Genomic DNA, 18,092 nt, shown 5'->3' with positions numbered 1-18,092 from the left:
CAATCATAGCGAAAGCGTCTTGCGTCAGCAGCCGCTGATCCCCCGCCTGCGCACCTCATCCTTTCGAACCTCGGTGAGAACGCCCCCGCCTTCTCGGCTGGAAACGCCTCATCATCGCGGACGCGCCCATCGACAAGAACAGCCGCCGCCGCCCTCCGGAGGGACATGCGCGTGACCATGTTGCGGGCAAGCCTCCTCGTTGACATGCGCGCGCCCGCCTGAAAGAACGACGTCACTGCTGGGAAACAAAATCCATGACGAACAGCCCCTTGAGCGCCGACGCCCAGGCGATTATGACCTTCGAGGCCAACAAGAAATCGGCTGGCGTCGCGTATTTGTTGTGGTTCCTCGCCGGCGGCTTCGGCGGGCACCGCTTCTACATCGGCCGCACAGGCTCCGCCGTGACCCAATTGCTCCTGTCGTTTTTCGGCTGGACCACGATTTGGTTTCTAGGTTTTGGGCTGCTTTTCCTCATCCCGCTCGGGATCTGGTTGCTCATCGACCTCTTCACGTTGGGCGGGATGGTAGCTGAGCACAATAACACGCTCATGCAACGCCTGAACTCCAGCCCCGCACCGCGTGCCGCGTCCGTTGATGAACTGGCCAAGTACGCAGAGCTGCGTGACAGCGGCGCCATTTCCGGCGATGAGTATGAAGTTCAGAAGCGTCGCCTGCTGGACGTACCGGCCGCCGTGACGCCGTAGGACGTCACATTCGACCAAGCGCCGACGTTACACGGTTCACCGCCCGTTCACGATCAGACGAACGTCCCGCTGGACCGGCGCGCTTCCGGCACGGCTGGCCAGAGTGTCTTTTCTTGCCCGTCAAGATAATGAAACTTAACGCTGATTCACGATGGCGTTTAAGCGCCCGCTAAGGCTGTCTGATCGGCGAGCGTTAAGAGCCCCTCCCTTATGGTCCTGTTGCAATCAGGAGCCCATGAGGACGCCATGACCAAGTTGATGCGATCGCGCCGCCACGCGCTTCTCGCCGCCGTCGCCATCGCCGTGACGGCTTTCGCTTCGCCGCAGATCGCTTCGGCCGGCCCCAAGGCTGGCGGTTCCTATCAACTGCGCGCGGTCGTACCGGTCGCGTGCTGGGTGAGGCCCGACGCGACCGTCGTGGCGGAAACCGGTCGGACAGGTTCGGTGATCGAAGCCTGCAACAGCCCCGGAGGCTTCACCGTCTCAGCGGCCTACCGACCGCTCAAACAGACGGAGAAGGCGCGCATGACCTATGGCGAACGGTCATTAAACCTGACCAAGAGCGGCAACCTGGAGCTGCGTCGCTCCAACATGGCCGCTATCCGCACCATCGCCTACCGTTTCGACGACGTACAACTGGAAGAGCCGCTGGTCCTCGCCTTGACGATCCAGCCAATCTGATCCGAACGCTCAACCCCAGCCCCCCGCCGATACGTCGGCGGGGGGTTTTGTTTGCCTGCCTGCGGATCACCCTTGGGCGCTGCACGGGCTTGAAAATTTACAATCCCCTCTTTCGATTTTACATAATGACGTCGTTCGCTGATCGATATAATGTCGAGGGAAGCGAGATGGGGTCTGCGGACGCCAGATTGTCGACGGAGGGTACGGGGTGGGCCTGAAGGGAACGGCAGAGGCGCGTCGATTCTATGAAATTGAATCGGTCAATGAAGCCGCCTGCTCTGAAGCCTGGAGCAGAAGCTGCAGCCGCGCTGCGATGATCATTACGCCCAGCCTCCACCTTCTGTGGAGCAATGACGAAGGGCGGCGGCTTCTGGACATCGACCGAGATCTTGGAGAGGTCGGCGGGCGGCTGAGCTTCGCACAACGCACCGGCTTGTTCGCCTTCGCCGCCTTTCTCGAGAATCTGGGTGACGAGCCTAGAGCCTGGGTTCTGGCGCGACGTGACGGCGGCGGAGACTGCCTGATCATCCGGGCTGTGCGGATCGCGCTCGGTAAAGCCGACGCAGTCATCCTGGCTTTCAGCGACACCGCAGGATCACGCCGCCTATGGGCCGATTTCGGCCCCGCGCTCGACCTCACCTCGGCGGAGACGACCCTGCTGAAACGTCTGGTCGACGGCGCTACAGTGACGGAAGCCGCACACGACCTCGGCGTGACCCTGGAAACCGCCCGCACGCACGTCAAACGCGCCTACGCCAAACTGGGGGTCAGCAGCCGCGAAGAGATGTTCGCCAAGATATCGCCCTTCCGACTGTCCTGATCCGTCAATGATGATCAGGCTGCAGGACACGGCGGCGGTGGGTCACGCACGATACGTACAACCTCATCCGAACGTTCATGGCCCACGCGCATCGTGGTCGTACGACTGACTTCAGAAACCCATCCATCCGTCACGTAAAGGGTCGCGCGCGTATCCCGCTTCATGCTGTCCGCCGCACCGGCAGAGCCCGGCCCTTCCGCACTGAGCGATCGCGTGAGCAGAAGCCCGCATCCGTCAACGGATCGGGAAACCGATTGCACCCCTGATCTGGAGGTTTCGCCCGCGCTCTGAACCGGCTGCTCGAAACGCCCTTCGGTCAAGGGCTGGCGCGGCTGCATCTCCGCCAGGAGGGCCACATCGCTCAACAGTTGGGAAAGCCGAACCTCTGACGACAACGTGTCGAGCCCCGCCACCAAGACGTCCCGCTCACCCTTCGTCAGTCCGAGGGAACCAAGCCGAGCGGCGTAGGCGTCTCGTACGGCCGGCCAATCCTCGAACGCAATCGGCCGCCCAGCGCTATCCGCAGAGATAACCACGTCCACCCCGATCCAGGCTTTGAGAAGACGCTCCAGATCGGGAGCGCTGCTGTCAGTCAATGAGGCCTCCAACAGCCTGAACCGGAGCGTCACTCCCTCCGTTGAAGCCGCCATGGTCTCGAGCTCGAATTTCTGGCGGTTGACCTGACGCGCGTCGCCGCCCGCCCCGGATGAAGAGAGTTCGGTCTCGCTGACGAAGACGCGTCGATCACCGACAGCGTCCGCTCGATGTTGAACCTCAAGGACAGCCGCAGGAGCAGCATCAGGCGTAGCGGCGTCCTGCTCACCGACAAGCGCCAGAGCGTAAATGGCCGCCAAAAGGGTTTTCATGCCGGGCTCCGTCAACGAATTCGACAAGGGGGAAGGCCGCCCCAATTCGCTTACGCGGCGAATTTCATCGAATAATCATGAAATTAACTATTTTTTCTTCGAGCGCGTACCCCAAATGGGGGACGATTAACAAAAGCCTAACGTGCTCCTTAGCCCTCGAACGAGGGAGCGGCGACCGACGCCGGGGAGCAGATGCGAACAGCCTGTATGCTTGCAGTCGCCATGCTGGCCGTCGCGGGTACGACGGCGAAGGCGGACGACGCCGGGCGCAAGTCACTGACGCTCGAAGCCGTCGGGCGGATTTCACCGCGTTGCGATATCGGCGCCCTGGGCGGGGTCGATTTCGGCGACTTGCGACGTAGCGGCCTGGCCGTCGAGACGCGCTTCGGCCTGAGTTGCAACGTCCCGTTCGACATCAATCTGCGCTCCGCCAATGGCGGACTGGCGCATGAAAGCCTGCCCCGCGGACAAGGGCCGTACAGCGGCCTGGCGGCCTATCGCCTCGCCATCAACGTGCCCCTCGAAACCGGACATCCGGGCCGCGGCGGGCGCGGCGGCGCGGCGGCGGGCGATTTCACCAGCCGGCAGTTGCAAGCGGGACAAGTGATCTCAAGCCGTGGCGGCGTCGCCTTCGACGGCGGCAGCCTGAACATCGAGATGATGGAGCCCGAAGGCGCCGGCCTGTTGGCGGGGCGCTACTGGGAAACCGTGGAGATCAGCCTCGTTCCGAGGCTGTAAGGACCGGCGATGGACGCAACGCATATCGAGCGTCGAGCGGATGCCTGGCGCCCCAGAGGGGCTGCTGAGCGGACGGTGCGGAAGCTCGGCGTGTGCGGCGCGGCCAAAGCGGGTGTGACTGGCGCAATCCTGCGCACTTCTTGGAGGAAGACTGAAATGAAAGCCTATCAACTGATCGCCGGCGTCGCTGTGCTGGCCCTCTCCGCGACCGCCGCTTCGGCCGGCAGCTTCAGCCAGAGCGCGGCTCACCTGCCGATCGTCGGCAGCATCAGCGGCTCGGGCCAGGGTTCGGCCATCGCCGGCCAGAGCGCCAACGCCCTGTCGACCTTCTTCGGCGGCGAGGAAGTCGCGTCGTGGATCTCGGCCTCGGGCAGCGTCGCCAACAACATCGGCACCGCCGGCAACGCCACCGCCAGCTTCACCCTGCGCGGCGAGGTCTCGCAAGACTGCTCCTTCTACTCGGGCAACATCAACACCGTCCTGAACTTCGGCCAGATCGGCATCAACACGCTGGACAACGGCGGCGTTGACGACGCGTTCGACATGGCCGGAGCCGCCAACGCCTCGATCGAGACCAACACGGCAGGCTGCAATACCCGCAACGAAGTCCGCATCACCAAGGCCAACGGCATTGCCGGCATGAAGTCCAACTTCGCCGGCGCCTTCGACGGCGCCCAGTTCCAGGCCAACCTGCCGTACAAGGTGGATGCGACCTGGACCGGCGTTCCCGCCGGCGCCGGTTCGGCGACCGCCTCGACGCAAACGCTGACTGTCGACACCACCGAAGCCGGCGACCTGAAGGTCCAAGGCGCCTGGAAGTCGCACTTCAACGTCAACATCAACGTGCCGGTCCCGAACAAGTCGCTGGTCTCGGGCACCTATCAGGACACCCTGACGATCGAACTGGCCGCCATCTAAAAACGGCCCAGTGACGAGAAGAAGCCCGCCCGGCCCTGTCGGGCGGGCTTCAAGCATCAGTACGCACGTCATTCGCGTATCAGTGGCACGAATTCTGCATGACGTCGGTACACGAATGCGCAGGCCGTGGGGGAGAATAAATATGGGACTAGGGCTGAAATATCGGACCGCGATGCGCGCCGACCAACCAAAGAAAAGATCCCGTATCGGGTTAATTCTGGCCGCTACCCTGTTCCTGGGAATCACCGCCACCGCCGTCGAAGCGATGCGCGTATCGCCCATGGTCGCGGAAATTTCTTCGCGCGGCGCCGGCTCCTCCGCCCGGATCGAGGTGCAGAACCTCGCCGCCAAAGCGCTGCCCTATGAAACGCGCATCACGCGCATCTCCTTCGACGAGGACGGCAAGCTTGTCGAAACGCCCGCGGATGAGGACTTCCTGGTCTTCCCGCCGCAAGGCGTCGTGCCTGTACGCGGCCGCCAGGTGATCCGGGTCCAGTGGGTCGGAGACCCCGACATCGACGTATCGCGCGCCTATTACGTCGGCATTCGCCAGCTTCCCGTCGAATTGGAAGAGGGCGCCAGCGGCGACCTCGCCGCCCAGGTTCAGGTCGTCTATCATATGAAGTCGCTCGTCACCGTAGCCCCTCCGGGCGCAACGGCGGACGTGTCTGTGGTCAGCGCTCGCGCGATTGAAATAGACGCCGCCCCAGCCGCCCCAGTGATTGATGAAAGCCTCGGCGGGACCGGTGAGGCTACGCCTACGCAGACCGCCGACAAGGTTCCCGGCGTCGAGGTCCGCGTGCGCAACGCCGGCCGCCGCTACGCCCTGATGAGCGGCGCCACATGGTGGGTCGAGGGAAGCGGCCCGGACGGAACCCGCACGGAAATCCGACTGGACGCCTCCACCGTCAATGAGGCGGTGGGCGCCGGCTATCTTGAACCTCTGAAAGGCGACCGGACCTTCTATCTGCCCACCAGCGTCGCCTTCTCGCCTGACGCGCCGATCAAGGTGCGCTTCAGCCAATGAAGCCCCGCATGGTCCCCACGGCGATTCTGGCATCCGTGCTGGCGTCAAACGGCGCGGCCCCCGCCAGAGCGGCTCCGCTCCCAGAGGACGCGCCCATCATCACGGCCCCTCCCTTGCTCCAGGATTCGCCTCAGGAAAGCGTCGCAACCGGCGCCGCGCTTCAGGCTCCGGATCAAGCAGACGTTCAGACAGCGTCCACGGGTCAGACCGACGCAGCGCCTGCGGCCGCCGTTCGGCCGAACATCAACCCCTACAACCGCGACATCACCCTGACCGCGCCTCTGACCTTCAATCGGCGGCCGCTGGGGGAGGTGCCGGTAACGCTAACGCGCGACGACCGTTTCATCGTCGATTCAGCGGGCTTTCTTGAACTGATCGCTCCCCTGCTAACCGATGAGGCCGCTGCGGCGCTCACGATGAAGCTGGCCGGTCAGCAGGGTTTCGAAGGCGACGAATTGGCAGATCAGGGCGTTTCGCTCGAATACGATCCGACGGCCCTGTCTCTGCTGGTAGTGCGCATCGCCCCCAACCTGCGCCGCCTGGAAGTCTTGTTCGAACGCGGCGGCCCCGAAGAAGCAGGCGCGTCTCCCCTTCCCTTCTCGGCCTTTCTGAACGCGGCTGCGTCCTGGAGCTATCGTCACGCAACCAGCGAAGCTCCCGCGCCGAATGTTTATCTAAACGGGGCCGGCCGCTGGCGGGGCCTGGTTCTGGAAGCCGAAGTTCAGGGACGCGAAACGCTAGGATCCGGCGACTATGAATGGCTGAGGCGCTACGCCCGTTTTGTCTATGATCAACCGCAGGAATACAGGCGCTGGACCGTCGGCGACCTCAACCCCGAGTTCCGCGGATTGCAGGGGTATGCCGATGTCGGCGGCGTCGGGGTGACGCGCCAAAGACGGCGTTTCGATCCTTATCGTCCGAACGTGTTCCGTCAGGATCGCCAACTGCTGCTGCAGAGCGAATCCACCGTCCGTATCCTGCGCAATGGCGCCCTAGTGCGCGAACTGCGCCTGGATCCTGGCCAGTACGACCTCTCCAACCTGCCGGTACAGACAGGCAGCAACGACCTGGAAGTCGTAGTGGTGGACGGATCCGGCGCATCACAGTCCTATCGCTACAGCGCCTATATCGACTCGATCGACCTCGACCCCGGCGAATATGAGTATGGTGGTTACTTCGGTGTCGTCGGGCGGCCCAGCTTCGGCCAGCCGGATTATTCGGATGGCGACCTCGCGTTCACCGGCTACTGGCGCAAAGCCTTCATCGACAGGCCCGCATTAGGCGTCGGGTTTCAGGCCAGCGAACGGGTCCAGATGGCCAACGCCCAGACCCAATTCATCCTGCGCAACGGGTCGCGCCTGAACCTTCAGGCCGGCGCCAGCAACAGCAACACGGCCGGCAGCGGCTACGCCCTGGTCGCAGCCTACGACTTCTACATCGACCGCCCCACGACCTCGGACTTCTTCACGCTCCAGTTCGAACATGTGTCGGAAGGCTTTGCGACGCTTTCGGACCCGGACGCGTCCAACCCAATCGCCTGGCAGGCCTATGGCCAGTATTCTCGCGTCTTCTCCGATCGTCTCTACGGCAGCGTGGGCTTGGCCTACAACAAATCGCGAGACAACGCCGGACTGGGGGATTCCTTCCGCTCGGACCTGACGGCCAACTACGCCATCAATCGCCAGTGGAGCGCCCAGGCGGGCGTGAACTACCTCAAATACGAGGACACGCCCGGCGGCCGCCGCGACCGCGACGGCTGGGGCTTTACCTTCGCCCTGACCTGGCGGCCGTCCAGCGACGTGCGCGCTGACGCGCGTTACGATTCCAACCTGAACAGCGCCAGCGCCTCCTTCTACAAGATCCCCGAAAATCTGGCGGGTTCGATCGGTTATTCCGCTATCGCCACCTACGACGACGGCCCCGCCAGTTTGACGGGCGGCGTCGACTATGTCGGCAACCGCTTCAACGCTTCGGTCTCGCACGCGGGATACGGCCAGGACTTCGGCTCCATCAGCGACCAGCAGGTCACGACGGCCAGCGTCTCGACCGCCATCGCCTTCGCGGGAGGCAAGGCCGCCATTGGCCGGCGCGTCGCCGACAGCTTCGCCATCCTGTACGGCCACCCCAGCCTGGAAGGCCGTCCGGTCATCGCCGGCGAAGTCCTGCGCGACGGCCGCTATTCAGCGGCCAGCGGCCCCCTTGGCCCCGTGCTCTATCCCTACCTGGGATCATACGTGAACGATTCCGTCTATTACGACGTCATCGACGTACCGGCCGGCTACGATATCGGCGAGGGTGTCCGGCGGGTGCGGCCGGCCTATCGCAGCGGCTACGCCTTCGAGATCGGTTCGGACGCCTTCGTCAGCGCCGTGGGCTCCGTCACCGGGCGCGGAGCCGCGGGCCCGGCGCCGTTGTCGCTGATCGGCGGGCGCGTGATCGCCCTGGACGAACCCGACGCCCCTTCCCAGCCCTTCTTCACCAACAGCGTCGGCCGCTTCGCCGTCCAGGGGCTGAAACCGGGCGGGCGCTATCGCGTCGAACTGTTCACCGACCCCAGGGGCGGCTTCGACTTCACCGTCCCGGCCGACAACGACGGCCTCTACAATCTGCGTGTCATCCACGTCGACATCGCTGCGCCTGAAGGAGATTGAGCATGAGCGTTCTTCAAAAACGTGCGTCGTCCGCCTTCGCCGGCATGGCGCTGATCGCGTCGCTCGCGGCGGCCGGAGCCGCCTCGGCGCAGGCGTCGCGCCCGGCCCCCGGTTGCCAGGTGAAGATCGAGCCTCAGCAGGCGCGATGGGAGATCCGCGGCTACGACCCCTATGGCGACGATGCGGCCTTCGCCACCTTCGACATCGCCTGGTCAAACGACGGTGCAGCCGCCTGTGAGGGCGAGGTGGAAGTCAACACTGTGGGACAGCCGTTCGGTTTGCGGCCGACCACAGGACCGAGCGGCCGCTGGTCCACCCTGCCCTACAGCCTGACGGACGAGTATTCCGCGGCGAACCTGACGCCGGTAGCCGGCCGATCCCAAGCCCGTTCAAGCGGAGCGGCCTTGGCGCTTCAGCCGGGCGCGCGCGTCACGCGCCGCTATCGTCTTGAAGTCGATGTCGATCAACTCAGCCAGGACGGCCTGTTCGAACAGCCGGTGCAATTCGCCTTCCGCGCCAAGGACAATCGCATTTCAGCGGAGAAGCTGCTGGTGCTTGCGCTCAACGTCCAGCCGTCGGCCGTCATGGGCCTGCGCGGCGCATTCACCCGCACGGACGGCGGCGGCCGGATCGAACTGGGCGAACTGGCCGAAGGCGGGACCAATCTGCCGCTGCAGGTGTGGGTCAAGAGCACCGGCGGCTATCGCGTCGCGGTGTCGTCGCGCAACAAGGGCCGCTTAGTGCTGGCCGAGGACTCGTCCTGGTGGGTGCCCTACCGCCTGAGCCTGGGCAGCCGCTCCATCAACCTGGGCACGGGTGGTCAGGTAGAGAGCCGCAAGGGCACCGGCCTGGGCGAAGACGCATATGATCTACAACTGCAGGTGGGTGAGACGGCGCGGCGTCGGGCCGGTCTCTATTCCGACCTGATCGAACTGACCGTGGCGCCGATCTGAGCCGCAGGCGCTTTTCGCCAGGTTTTCGGTTAAGGGGCGGGCATGAGTCTTCCCCTTCTTCCCGACCGGACCTGTGGCGGCTGCGTCGAGTGCTGTCGCGTGATCCCGCTGGACCTGCCTGAACTGGCCAAGCCGACGGGAGAGCTGTGCGGCTATTGCGTCGATGGGGCCGGGTGCTCGGTGCACGAAATCCGGCCGCAGACCTGCCGCGTGTGGTTCTGCCTGTGGCGCGCGGTCGAACTATCGGACAACTGGCGCCCGGACCGCAGCGGCGTGATCGTGCGGCCCGACGGGGTCGAGGACGGGGTGATCACCCTCTATGTCCTGCGCCGCTCGGACTTCCTGGCGGGGATGGAGTTCTTCGTCACTGTGGCGGGCTGGATCGCCGAGGGTATCGAGGTGGCCTTGAGCGTCCCCGGCCCGGTTGGAACCTATCCCGCGCGCGCCCTCGTCACCGACTGGTTGCGCCCGGCGATCGAGGACGGCGATCCCGAAGACTTCCTGGCCCGCGTCCTGGCCTCGCTGGAGCGGCTGGCGCAGCACGACTTCCAGCCGGACGGGATCACCGCCCGCTATGCGGTGGCCTGATCCTTCTCCCCTTGAGGGAGAGGGGGCTCAAGCAGCCGAAGGCGGTAGCACTCTCAGAGCCTTCTCCCCTTGTGGGAGAAGGTGGACGGCGAAGCCGGACGGATGAGGGGTGCGAGGAAACAGGTTAGCGGCTTCCGATCAAACGCAGAGCCGACACCCCTCATCCGGCCCTGACGGGCCACCTTCTCCCACAAGGGGAGAAGGACGATTTTTGTGCGCGAACGCCTTCGGCTGCTTGAGCGCGTCAGCCCGCGATCTGGCCGAAGTCGGCGACGCGGTTCATGACGCCGCGCACCTGGACCAGCAGCTTCAGGCGGTTTTCGCGCTCTTCGGCCACGTCGGAGTTGACCATGACGGCGGTGAAGAAGGCGTCCACCGGACCGCGCAGGGCGGCCAGGGCCGTCATGGCGGCGGCGAAGTCCTCGGCCTCCAGCGCCGCGTCGACGGCCGAGGCGGCGGCGGCGGCGGCGAAGGCCAGGGCGGTCTCTTCCGCCGGCTGGTTCGGCAGGCCGGTGGCGACGGCGCCTTCCGGCAGCGGCCCCTTCTTCTCCTCGGCCTTGAGCAGCTGGGCGGCGCGCTTGTAACCCGCCAGCAGGTTCGCCCCGTCGTCCGTCGCCAGGAAGGCGGCCAGCGCCTCCACCCGACGCACGATCCGCACCAGATCGTCGTCGCCCAACGCGAAAACGGCCGCCACGAGATCGTGACGCTGGCCCTTGTCGCGGAGCAGCACGGTCAGGCGGTCGACGAAGAAGGAGAGAAGGTCAGCCAGCTCATTCTCCCGAAGAACCTCGTAACCAAGCTCAGAGAGATCGTCAGCTTGCTCAAATTTCTCGGCAATTTCGCGCATTCGCGAGAAAATTTTACCCGCCTTGTCCGCGGGCATTCCCTTCAGATCTTCGACCTGTTGCCACTTTTGTTCAGCGGCGCGTCTCGCCCCCTCCAAGAGTACACGGGCCGCAGGACGAGCGGTCACATCAACCAAACCGAACCTAGCCCCGTTCTCCAGCACCAGCCGGATCACGCCCAGCGCGGCGCGGCGCAGGGCGTAGGGATCCTTCGAGCCCGTGGGCTTTTCGTCGATGGCGAAGAAGCCGACCAGGGTGTCCAGCTTTTCGGCCATGGCGACGGCGACCGTGACCGGGGCGGTCGGGACGGTGTCGCCCGGTCCCTGCGGCTTGTAGTGGTCGCGGATGGCGTCGGCCACGGCGTCGGGCTGACCGGCCAGACGGGCGTAGTAGCCGCCCATGATCCCCTGCAGTTCCGGGAACTCGCCCACCATGCCCGAGGCCAGGTCGGCCTTGGACAGGCGCGCGGCCTGTTCGGCCTGAGCCGGGTCGGCGCCGACCAGCGGGGCGATCTCGCGCGCCAGCGCCGCGATACGGTCCACCCGCTCGGCCAGCGTGCCCAGCTTGGCGTGGAAGGTGACGTCCTTCAGCTTGGCGTTCCAGGCGTCGAAGCCGACCTTCTGGTCCTCGGTCCAGAAGAACTCGGCGTCGCTGAGGCGGGCCGACAGCACCTTGGCGTTGCCCGCCGCCAGGGCCGCGCCGCCATCGGTCGCCTCGACGTTCGCCACGACGACGAAGTGCGGCGCCAGCCCCTCCTTGCCCGGTTCGCGCACGGCGAAATACTTCTGGTGCACCTTCATCGACAGCTGGACCACTTCCGGCGGCAGGGCCAGGAACTGCGGGTCCATGTCGCCCAGGATCGGCGTCGGCCATTCGGCCAGGCCCGACACCTCGTCCAGCAAGCCGTCGTCATCGACCAGGGCCAGCCCCTTGGCCGCGCAGACGGCCTTGGCGCCTTCGAGGATGCGCAGCTTGCGATCGGCGGCGTCCAGCAGGACGAAGTTGCGCTCCAGCTTGGCGCGATAGTCGGCGAAGTCCTTGACCGCGAACGGCTGGCCCGCGCCCATGAAGCGGTGGCCTTCAGTCACGTCGCCGGATGGGATTCCATCCACTTCAAACGGGATCACCGCCCCGTCGTACAGGGCCAGAATGCGCTTGATCGGCCGCACCCAGCGCAGGGTTCCCGTGCCCCAGCGCATCGACTTGGGCCAGGGGAAATGGCGGATGATGTCGTCGACGCTCTCAGCCACGACCTCGGTGGTCGCGCGGCCCTTGCTGCTGATTTCGGCGAACCAGACGCCGTCGCGTTCGACCAGCTGGTCCTGCGTCAGGCCGGTCTTGCGCAGGAAGCCTTCCAGCGCCTGCGCGGGGGCCGAGGTTTTCGGGCCCTTCAGCTCTTCATTGCGGTCGGGCGTGGCGGCGGGCAGGCCGTCGATCACCAGCGTCAGACGGCGCGGCCCGGCATAGGTCGTCAGCGCGTCCCAGATCAGGCCCGCGGCCTTCAGGCGATCCGACGCCATGCGCTCCAGATCGCGCGCGGCGCCCTGCTGCATGCGAGCGGGGATTTCTTCAGAGAAGATTTCGAGGAGAAGCTGGGGCATCAGTTTTCGTCCCGCACCCATTGATCGCGGGCGCGCCAGAGAGCCCTTCCCCCTTGATGGGGGAAGGGTTGGGATGGGGGTGACAGCACGGTCGCACGGATCGCGTCGACCACGTCCGGCAGGCCGTCCGTCACCTGTTTGGTGGAAAAGCGGACCACGCGAAAGCCTTGGCTTTCAAGCCAGGCGGTGCGTTCGGTGTCATAGGCGACCGCTTGGGGTTCGTCGTGCAGCGGTCCGTCGATTTCCACAATCAGGCGGCTGTCATGATGAGCGAAGTCGGCGATGTAGCGGCCGATCGGCGCCTGGCGACGGATGTTGAGTCTTAAGCGACGCAGTTCGTCCCAAAGGATGCGTTCGGGAAAGGTCATGTCGCGTCGCAGGCGACGGGCGCGGCCGACTGCACCGGTCAGATGGCGGGCGCGCACTGGGCTGGCGGCGTCACCCCCATCCCCGGCCCTTCCCCCATCAAGGGGGAAGGGAGCTTGCGCGTGACCGTCAATCGTCACGCCGTCGCCCGTTCGTGTTCGACTTGAGCGAGGGCGCAGGCTTTGCACAGGTCGCGGATGCGGCCGATGTAGCTCTGGCGTTCAGCGACGGCGATGGCGCCGCGGGCGTCCATCAGGTTGAACAGGTGCGAGGCCTTCAGCACCTGGTCATAGGCGGCCAGCACCAGCGGCTGCCCTTGCGGCCCCTTCATGGTCAGGAAGTGGGCGGCCTCGCGCTCCATGTCCTCGAAGCGGCGCTTCAGCGCGGCGACGTCATAGCCGTGGAAGTTGGCTTCCGACTGCTGGCGCTCGTTCTCCAGGAAGACTTCGCCGTAGGTCAGGCCCTCCTTGTTGAACTTCAGGTCATAGACGTTGTCGACGCCCTGAACATACATGGCCAGACGCTCCAGCCCGTAGGTCAGCTCGCCCGAGACCACGTCGACCTCGATGCCGCCGACGCCCTGGAAATAGGTGAACTGCGTCACCTCCATGCCGTCGCACCAGACCTCCCAGCCCAGGCCCCAGGCGCCGACGGTGGGGTTCTCCCAGTCGTCCTCGACGAAGCGGATGTCGTGCAGGCTGGGGTCGATGCCGATGGCGCGCAAGGAGTTCAGATACAGCTCCTGCAGGTTGTCGGGGTTCGGCTTCAGGATGACCTGATACTGGTAATAGTGCTGCAGCCGGTTAGGGTTCTCGCCGTATCGGCCGTCGCCGGGGCGACGTGACGGCTGGACATAGGCGGCCTTCCACGGCTTCTTGCCCAGCGCCCGCAGCACGGTGGCGGGGTGCAGGGTGCCGGCGCCGACCTCGATGTCATAGGGCTGCAGGATGGCGCAGCCCTGCTCGCTCCAATAGTGGTGCAGGGTCAGGATCAGATCCTGAAACGAGAGAGGTTCAGCAGCGGCCACGGTCGACATTTCGGTCCGATTTCGGGAGGCGCGGACCATAGGGCCGCCACGCTTCGCCAGCAAGGCGAGGCGGTGCAATCCTTCACCCTTCTGCAAGCGCATCTGCGCTAGAAGGCGCCCATGATGCAGCAACGGATCGATCAGATGCGCCGCCGGGCGGCGCGCTATATGGGCGTCAGGCCGGTGACGGTCGCGCCGGCGCGCGGGATTCTCAGCCTCAGCTTCGACGACTTCCCGGCCAGCGCCTGGACCGAGGCGGGGCCGATCCTGGCTGAACACGGCGTTCGGGCGAGCTATTACGTCGCGGGCGGCCTGTGCGGCGGCGAGAACATCGGCAAGGCCCAGTTCGAGGTCGAACACCTGCAGGCCGCGCATGAGGCCGGGCATGAAGTCGGCTGCCACACCTTCGACCACGTCAGCGCCCTGCGCCTGAGCCCCGCCGACCTGACGGGCCAGTTGGCACGCAACGCCGAGTGGGTCGCCGAACGACTGGATGGCCACGTCATGACCACCTTCGCCTGGCCCTTCGGCGACGTGGCTCTAGGCGCCAAGGCGGTGATCGACGAGCGCTTCCTGCTGGGTCGCGGCGTGCGCGACGGGGTCAACGCCGGACGCGCCGACCGGGCCAACCTTCAGGCCATCGGCCTGGAGTCCCGCCGCCTGCCCCACTACGACCTGGAGGCCCTGGTCGCCCGCGCGGCCGAGGCGCCCGGCTGGCTGATCGCCTATGGCCATGACGTCGAGAGCGATCCCACCCCCTACGGCTGCACGCCCGAGGATCTGGACCGCCTGATCCGCCTGGCCAAGGCGGCGGGGTTGGAGATCCTGCCGGTCGGCGAGGCGTGGGAGCGATTGAGCGGCGACCTTTAAATCCCGCCCAAAGAAAACGCCGCCGCCCGCTGAGGGCGACGGCGTCTGTCCGTCAGGATCGCCGGGGCCGAAGCCCCGACGCCCGCCTTATCAGAACCGGAAGCTGACGCGGCCGGTCAGGCGGTGGTCCTTGTAGTCGTCGTTGAAGACGCCCGAGTAGCCGACCTCGATATTGGTCGACTTGGACGCCTCGATGTTGAAGCCCAGGCCCGCCTGCAGCGCGCCCGAGTTCAGATCGGCGCCTTCGACGCGGAACACCGGACCGTCCGAGAAGGCCGCGTTGAACACGGGGCCGTCGCCGCTCAGGTCTTCGGTCCAGGCCAGGTGGCCGATCGCCGACAGCGCCGGACGGCCGTTGCCGCCCGCCAGATGCGTCTCAGAGCGCAGACCCGCCGTCAGCAGGTCCGAGGTCTGGGAGACGTCGCCCGACAGGGCCGCGTCGCCGCCGCGCTCGACCACGTCCGCATCATATTCGACGCGGGTGTAGTTCAGATACGGCTCCAGCACGGTCGAGGCCATGACCGACTTGCGCCACGACACTTCGCCGTAGGCCTGCCAGGCTTCGCCGTCATAGCGGCCGGTCAGTTGCTCGTTGAAGCGGTTCAGCGAGGCCGAACGGTCGGTGCGGGTGCGCGAATCCATCCAGGTGCCGCCCAGGCGGAAGTCGAAGCCGCCCAGCGTCGCGGCGCCGTAGACGCCGATGTGCTGGGTCTTGACCTCGCCCGTCGAACGCAGACGGTTGGCGCGGATTTCCGACTGGCTCTCACCGACGGCGACGCCGATGTGAGCGCGGCCGTTCAGCGTCTTCTCGACGCCGGCTAGATAGCCGGTGGCCTCGCTGCGGAAGCCGGCCAGTTCGCCGTTGTCCTGACGTCCGCTGCCGAAGACGCCCGAGGCCCAGACGGCGACGCCGCGACCGTCGGTCGCCTCGGTCGTGCCGTTACGGCCGCGCGTCAGCATGGCGTCTCGGATGAAGCGCGAGTCGCCCGAAGCGACGCCCGCCAGGGTGGCGTGAACCTCGCCCGTCAGGCTGTTCAGAGCCGCGCGGACGTTGTCGGCGCTGCCGTCCAGGATGGCGTCTTCCAGAGCCGTGTTGCGGCCGGCCGGCGGATTGGTCATGGCCGAAGCGGTCATGACGTCCAGGGCCCCGCCCAGCGCCCTCTGGTTCGGGGTGGCGCCGACCGAGGCGATGGTGACGTCGTTGCGCGCCAGCGTCAGATGCACGGTGTTGGCGCTGTAAGTCAGCATCGGCGTCAGGAAGGCCAGATCGCTCTTGGCGCCCGTGAAGGTTCCGGTGACGCCGCCCGCCGACTGCAGGATGTTCATGCGGGTACGCAGATTCCAGTTGCCCTGGTCGGCCTTCACGATGACCTCGCCGCCTTCCAGCGTGGTCTTGCCTTCCACCGCCAGACGCGAGTGCGCCGCGCCGTTCACGTTCGAGCGGATCCACAGATAGGAACCGGCCTTGAATACGGCGTCGTCGGCGACCGTCAGCGTACCGAACAGATTGCCCGAGCCGCCCGGCGCCAGAACGCCGCCCTTCTCGACGGTCAGACCGGCCAGACGACCAACGCCGCCCAGCATGCCCAACTCGGCCACGGTCGAGGCCGAGTTGATCAGGCTGCCGTTGACGGTCAGCAGGCCGCCCTCGACGCGGGTGACGCCGCTGTAGTCGTTGGCGCCCGTCAGGATCAGCTCGCCGCCGCCCTTCTTGACGATGCCGCCGATGTCGTCGGGATAGGAGGCCAGAACCTCGGCCGAATAACGATCACGGGCGTCGCCGATGTCGTTGCTCCACACGTCCACCGTGCCGACGCGGACATCAACGTCGCGGACGTCGCGCAGGGCCGTCGGGCCTTGCAGCGCGACCTGCATCTGAGGCGCGCCCCAGCCCGACTTCAGGTCCACGCCCAGCGTGTCCAGGTCCAGCGAGCTGGACACCAGGATGTCGCCGATCAGGGCCGTGTCGTATTCGGGGAAGTGCTCCATCAGCAGGGCCGCGAAGCCCGAGATGTTCGGCGCCGCCATCGAGGTGCCCGTATAGGCCTCATAGCCCGGCCCCGTGTAGGTGATCAGCGTCTCCAGGCGCTGCATCAGCAGGGCGTTAGCCTGGGTCAGCACGTCGGACGAGAAGTCCGGCGTCAGAAGGGCCATGTTGTTGGTCGAGGTCAGCAGACCCGCGAGCTGAGCGGTGAAGCCGTTCGGATCGCCCAGACGACCGCCGGAGATCAGGGTGATGGCGACGGCCTCTTCGGCCACGCGACGACGCGCGGCGGCCTCGTCGAACGGGCGCCCGGCGGCGGCGGCGGCGCGCTTGTTCGTCAGATAGGTGTTCAGCTCGCCCAGGAAGCGGTTCACCGAAGCGGTCTGCAGCGCCGCAACGCTCGTCGCCGTATAAAGCGGGCGATAGTCCGCCGGACGGTAGATTGCAGCGATGGCGTTCAGGCTGAAGTCATAACCCGGCACCGACGAAACGATCTGATGGCCCGGTCCTGCAACGCACCAGGTCGCGGTCTGGCCGCAGAAGCTGGTCGAGGCGCTGGGCGTCAGGTCGCTTGTGTAGTTGGCGACGGACAGCCAGTTGGAGCGCAGACGCGGATCGAACATGGGCGCGGCGGCGTCGATGCCGGCGTGAGCCCCGTAGCCGTTACCCGCCGAGAAGACGACCAGGACGTCGTTGTCGAGCACCGGCTTGTAGAAGTCGCCGTAGTTGCTGCGGGGGCCGAAGGCCTGGCGCACCACCGCCTCGGACGCATTGTAGGGCAGGCTGTTGCTCGAACCCCAGCTGTTGTTGATGATCCGCACCTCGCCCGTGGCGGCCAGATCAACGATGTTGGTCTGGGCCGTGCTGACGATATCGCCGTTGATGAAGACGTCGCGGTACCAGAGGAAGTCGCCGGCGGCGAAATTGGTCGTGGCCGAATAGATGTTGGCGCCGAAGGCGTTGCCGAACATGGCCTCGCCTTCGATGCGGGCGCCGCCGATGGTGCCGGCGACGTGGGTGCCGTGGCCTTCCCAGCGACGACGCGGGTTGATGCGGCCGTCGTTGCCGTAGTCGTCCGAAACGACCGTGTGCAGACCCTTGATCTTGCCGGCGCCGCCGAACAGCGGGTGGTCCATGTAGACGCCCGCGTCATTGACGCCGACCGTCAGGCCCTTGCCCGTCAGACCCAGGGCGTAGGCGTGCTCCAGACCCAGATAGGCCTTGGAATAGTCGATCGAGAACTGCGCGTCTTCACGCCAGGAGGCCAGCGCCGCCTGATAATCGGCGGTGCGCGAGCCGTCCGCCATATAGAAACCGCCCGCCGGGGGCGTGACCGGCGCCTAGGCGGAGGCGTCGCTGGCCCAGACAAGGGCCGATCCGGCGACTGCAACAAGAAGGCCGGCCTTGAACGCGTTGATCATGGTTCCCCGCAATGGTGACTGCACAAAAAGGC

At 66.0% G+C, this 18,092-nt stretch carries 15 protein-coding genes; 10 read left to right on the top strand and 5 right to left on the bottom strand.

Going from position 1 to position 18,092, the window contains the following annotated elements; translation table 11 throughout:
- Window positions 1-254 precede the first annotated feature (254 nt).
- The 3 genes from AC3A3G_RS08690 (at window position 255) to AC3A3G_RS08680 (ending at window position 2,205) form a co-directional block, all read left to right on the top strand.
- Window positions 255-704, top strand: a complete 450-nt coding sequence (locus tag AC3A3G_RS08690; protein ID WP_487487978.1) for an NINE protein — start codon at window positions 255-257, stop codon at window positions 702-704.
- Window positions 705-950: 246 nt separating this feature from the next.
- Window positions 951-1,385, top strand: a complete 435-nt coding sequence (locus tag AC3A3G_RS08685) for a hypothetical protein (protein ID WP_487487977.1) — start codon at window positions 951-953, stop codon at window positions 1,383-1,385.
- Between the two features lie 313 nt (window positions 1,386-1,698).
- The gene (locus AC3A3G_RS08680; protein WP_125901705.1) at window positions 1,699-2,205 is read left to right on the top strand and encodes a helix-turn-helix transcriptional regulator; all 507 of its coding nucleotides are present in this window, start codon (window positions 1,699-1,701) and stop codon (window positions 2,203-2,205) included.
- Between the two features lie 14 nt (window positions 2,206-2,219).
- On the opposite strand, the gene AC3A3G_RS08675 is transcribed toward AC3A3G_RS08680, so the two are convergent.
- Complete coding sequence (locus AC3A3G_RS08675) at window positions 2,220-3,071, bottom strand: hypothetical protein (RefSeq protein ID WP_200165863.1); 852 nt, start codon at window positions 3,069-3,071, stop codon at window positions 2,220-2,222.
- A 207-nt stretch (window positions 3,072-3,278) separates the two neighbouring features.
- On the opposite strand from AC3A3G_RS08675, the gene AC3A3G_RS08670 reads away from it, so the two are divergent.
- The 6 genes from AC3A3G_RS08670 to AC3A3G_RS08645 all read left to right on the top strand — a co-directional run bounded on the left by AC3A3G_RS08670 (window position 3,279) and on the right by AC3A3G_RS08645 (window position 9,946).
- On the top strand, window positions 3,279-3,809 hold the full coding sequence (locus AC3A3G_RS08670; RefSeq protein ID WP_487487976.1) for a hypothetical protein: 531 nt from the start codon (window positions 3,279-3,281) through the stop codon (window positions 3,807-3,809).
- 156 nt (window positions 3,810-3,965) lie between these two features.
- Window positions 3,966-4,727, top strand: coding sequence for a spore coat protein U domain-containing protein (locus AC3A3G_RS08665; protein ID WP_200165859.1), 762 nt, complete (start codon window positions 3,966-3,968; stop codon window positions 4,725-4,727).
- A 10-nt stretch (window positions 4,728-4,737) separates the two neighbouring features.
- Complete coding sequence (locus AC3A3G_RS08660; protein WP_200216238.1) at window positions 4,738-5,754, top strand: fimbrial biogenesis chaperone; 1,017 nt, start codon at window positions 4,738-4,740, stop codon at window positions 5,752-5,754.
- A gap of 113 nt (window positions 5,755-5,867) precedes the next feature.
- Window positions 5,868-8,405: a fimbria/pilus outer membrane usher protein gene (locus AC3A3G_RS08655; protein ID WP_289648528.1), complete on the top strand. Its 2,538-nt coding sequence runs from the start codon at window positions 5,868-5,870 to the stop codon at window positions 8,403-8,405.
- Window positions 8,406-8,407: 2 nt separating this feature from the next.
- A complete protein-coding gene (locus AC3A3G_RS08650) occupies window positions 8,408-9,358 on the top strand; it encodes a hypothetical protein (RefSeq protein WP_289648530.1) in 951 nt (316 codons plus the stop codon).
- Between the two features lie 42 nt (window positions 9,359-9,400).
- Window positions 9,401-9,946: a hypothetical protein gene (locus tag AC3A3G_RS08645; RefSeq protein WP_289648532.1), complete on the top strand. Its 546-nt coding sequence runs from the start codon at window positions 9,401-9,403 to the stop codon at window positions 9,944-9,946.
- Between the two features lie 244 nt (window positions 9,947-10,190).
- Here AC3A3G_RS08645 and glyS read toward each other — a convergent pair whose 3' ends face one another.
- The 3 genes from glyS to AC3A3G_RS08630 form a co-directional block, all read right to left on the bottom strand.
- Window positions 10,191-12,392, bottom strand: coding sequence for a glycine--tRNA ligase subunit beta (gene glyS / locus AC3A3G_RS08640; protein WP_289648534.1), 2,202 nt, complete (start codon window positions 12,390-12,392; stop codon window positions 10,191-10,193).
- Entirely contained in the window at window positions 12,392-12,817 is a 426-nt protein-coding gene (locus AC3A3G_RS08635) for an endonuclease domain-containing protein (protein WP_413371645.1), read from the bottom strand. The genes glyS and AC3A3G_RS08635 overlap by 1 nt, the downstream gene beginning before the upstream one ends.
- 77 nt (window positions 12,818-12,894) lie before the next feature.
- Window positions 12,895-13,794: a glycine--tRNA ligase subunit alpha gene (locus AC3A3G_RS08630; RefSeq protein ID WP_003165881.1), complete on the bottom strand. Its 900-nt coding sequence runs from the start codon at window positions 13,792-13,794 to the stop codon at window positions 12,895-12,897.
- Between the two features lie 111 nt (window positions 13,795-13,905).
- Between AC3A3G_RS08630 and AC3A3G_RS08625 the strand changes: the two genes are divergently transcribed.
- Window positions 13,906-14,655: a polysaccharide deacetylase family protein gene (locus AC3A3G_RS08625; RefSeq protein WP_200165849.1), complete on the top strand. Its 750-nt coding sequence runs from the start codon at window positions 13,906-13,908 to the stop codon at window positions 14,653-14,655.
- Between the two features lie 90 nt (window positions 14,656-14,745).
- Here AC3A3G_RS08625 and AC3A3G_RS08620 read toward each other — a convergent pair whose 3' ends face one another.
- The gene (locus AC3A3G_RS08620; RefSeq protein WP_487487975.1) at window positions 14,746-17,946 is read right to left on the bottom strand and encodes an autotransporter domain-containing protein; all 3,201 of its coding nucleotides are present in this window, start codon (window positions 17,944-17,946) and stop codon (window positions 14,746-14,748) included.
- Window positions 17,947-18,092 lie beyond the last annotated feature (146 nt).

This window comes from Brevundimonas sp. Soil_N_31, assembly GCF_057655995.1.
The sequence above is the reverse complement of the archived record's forward strand: the minus strand, read 5'-3'. Positions and strand labels throughout refer to the sequence as shown.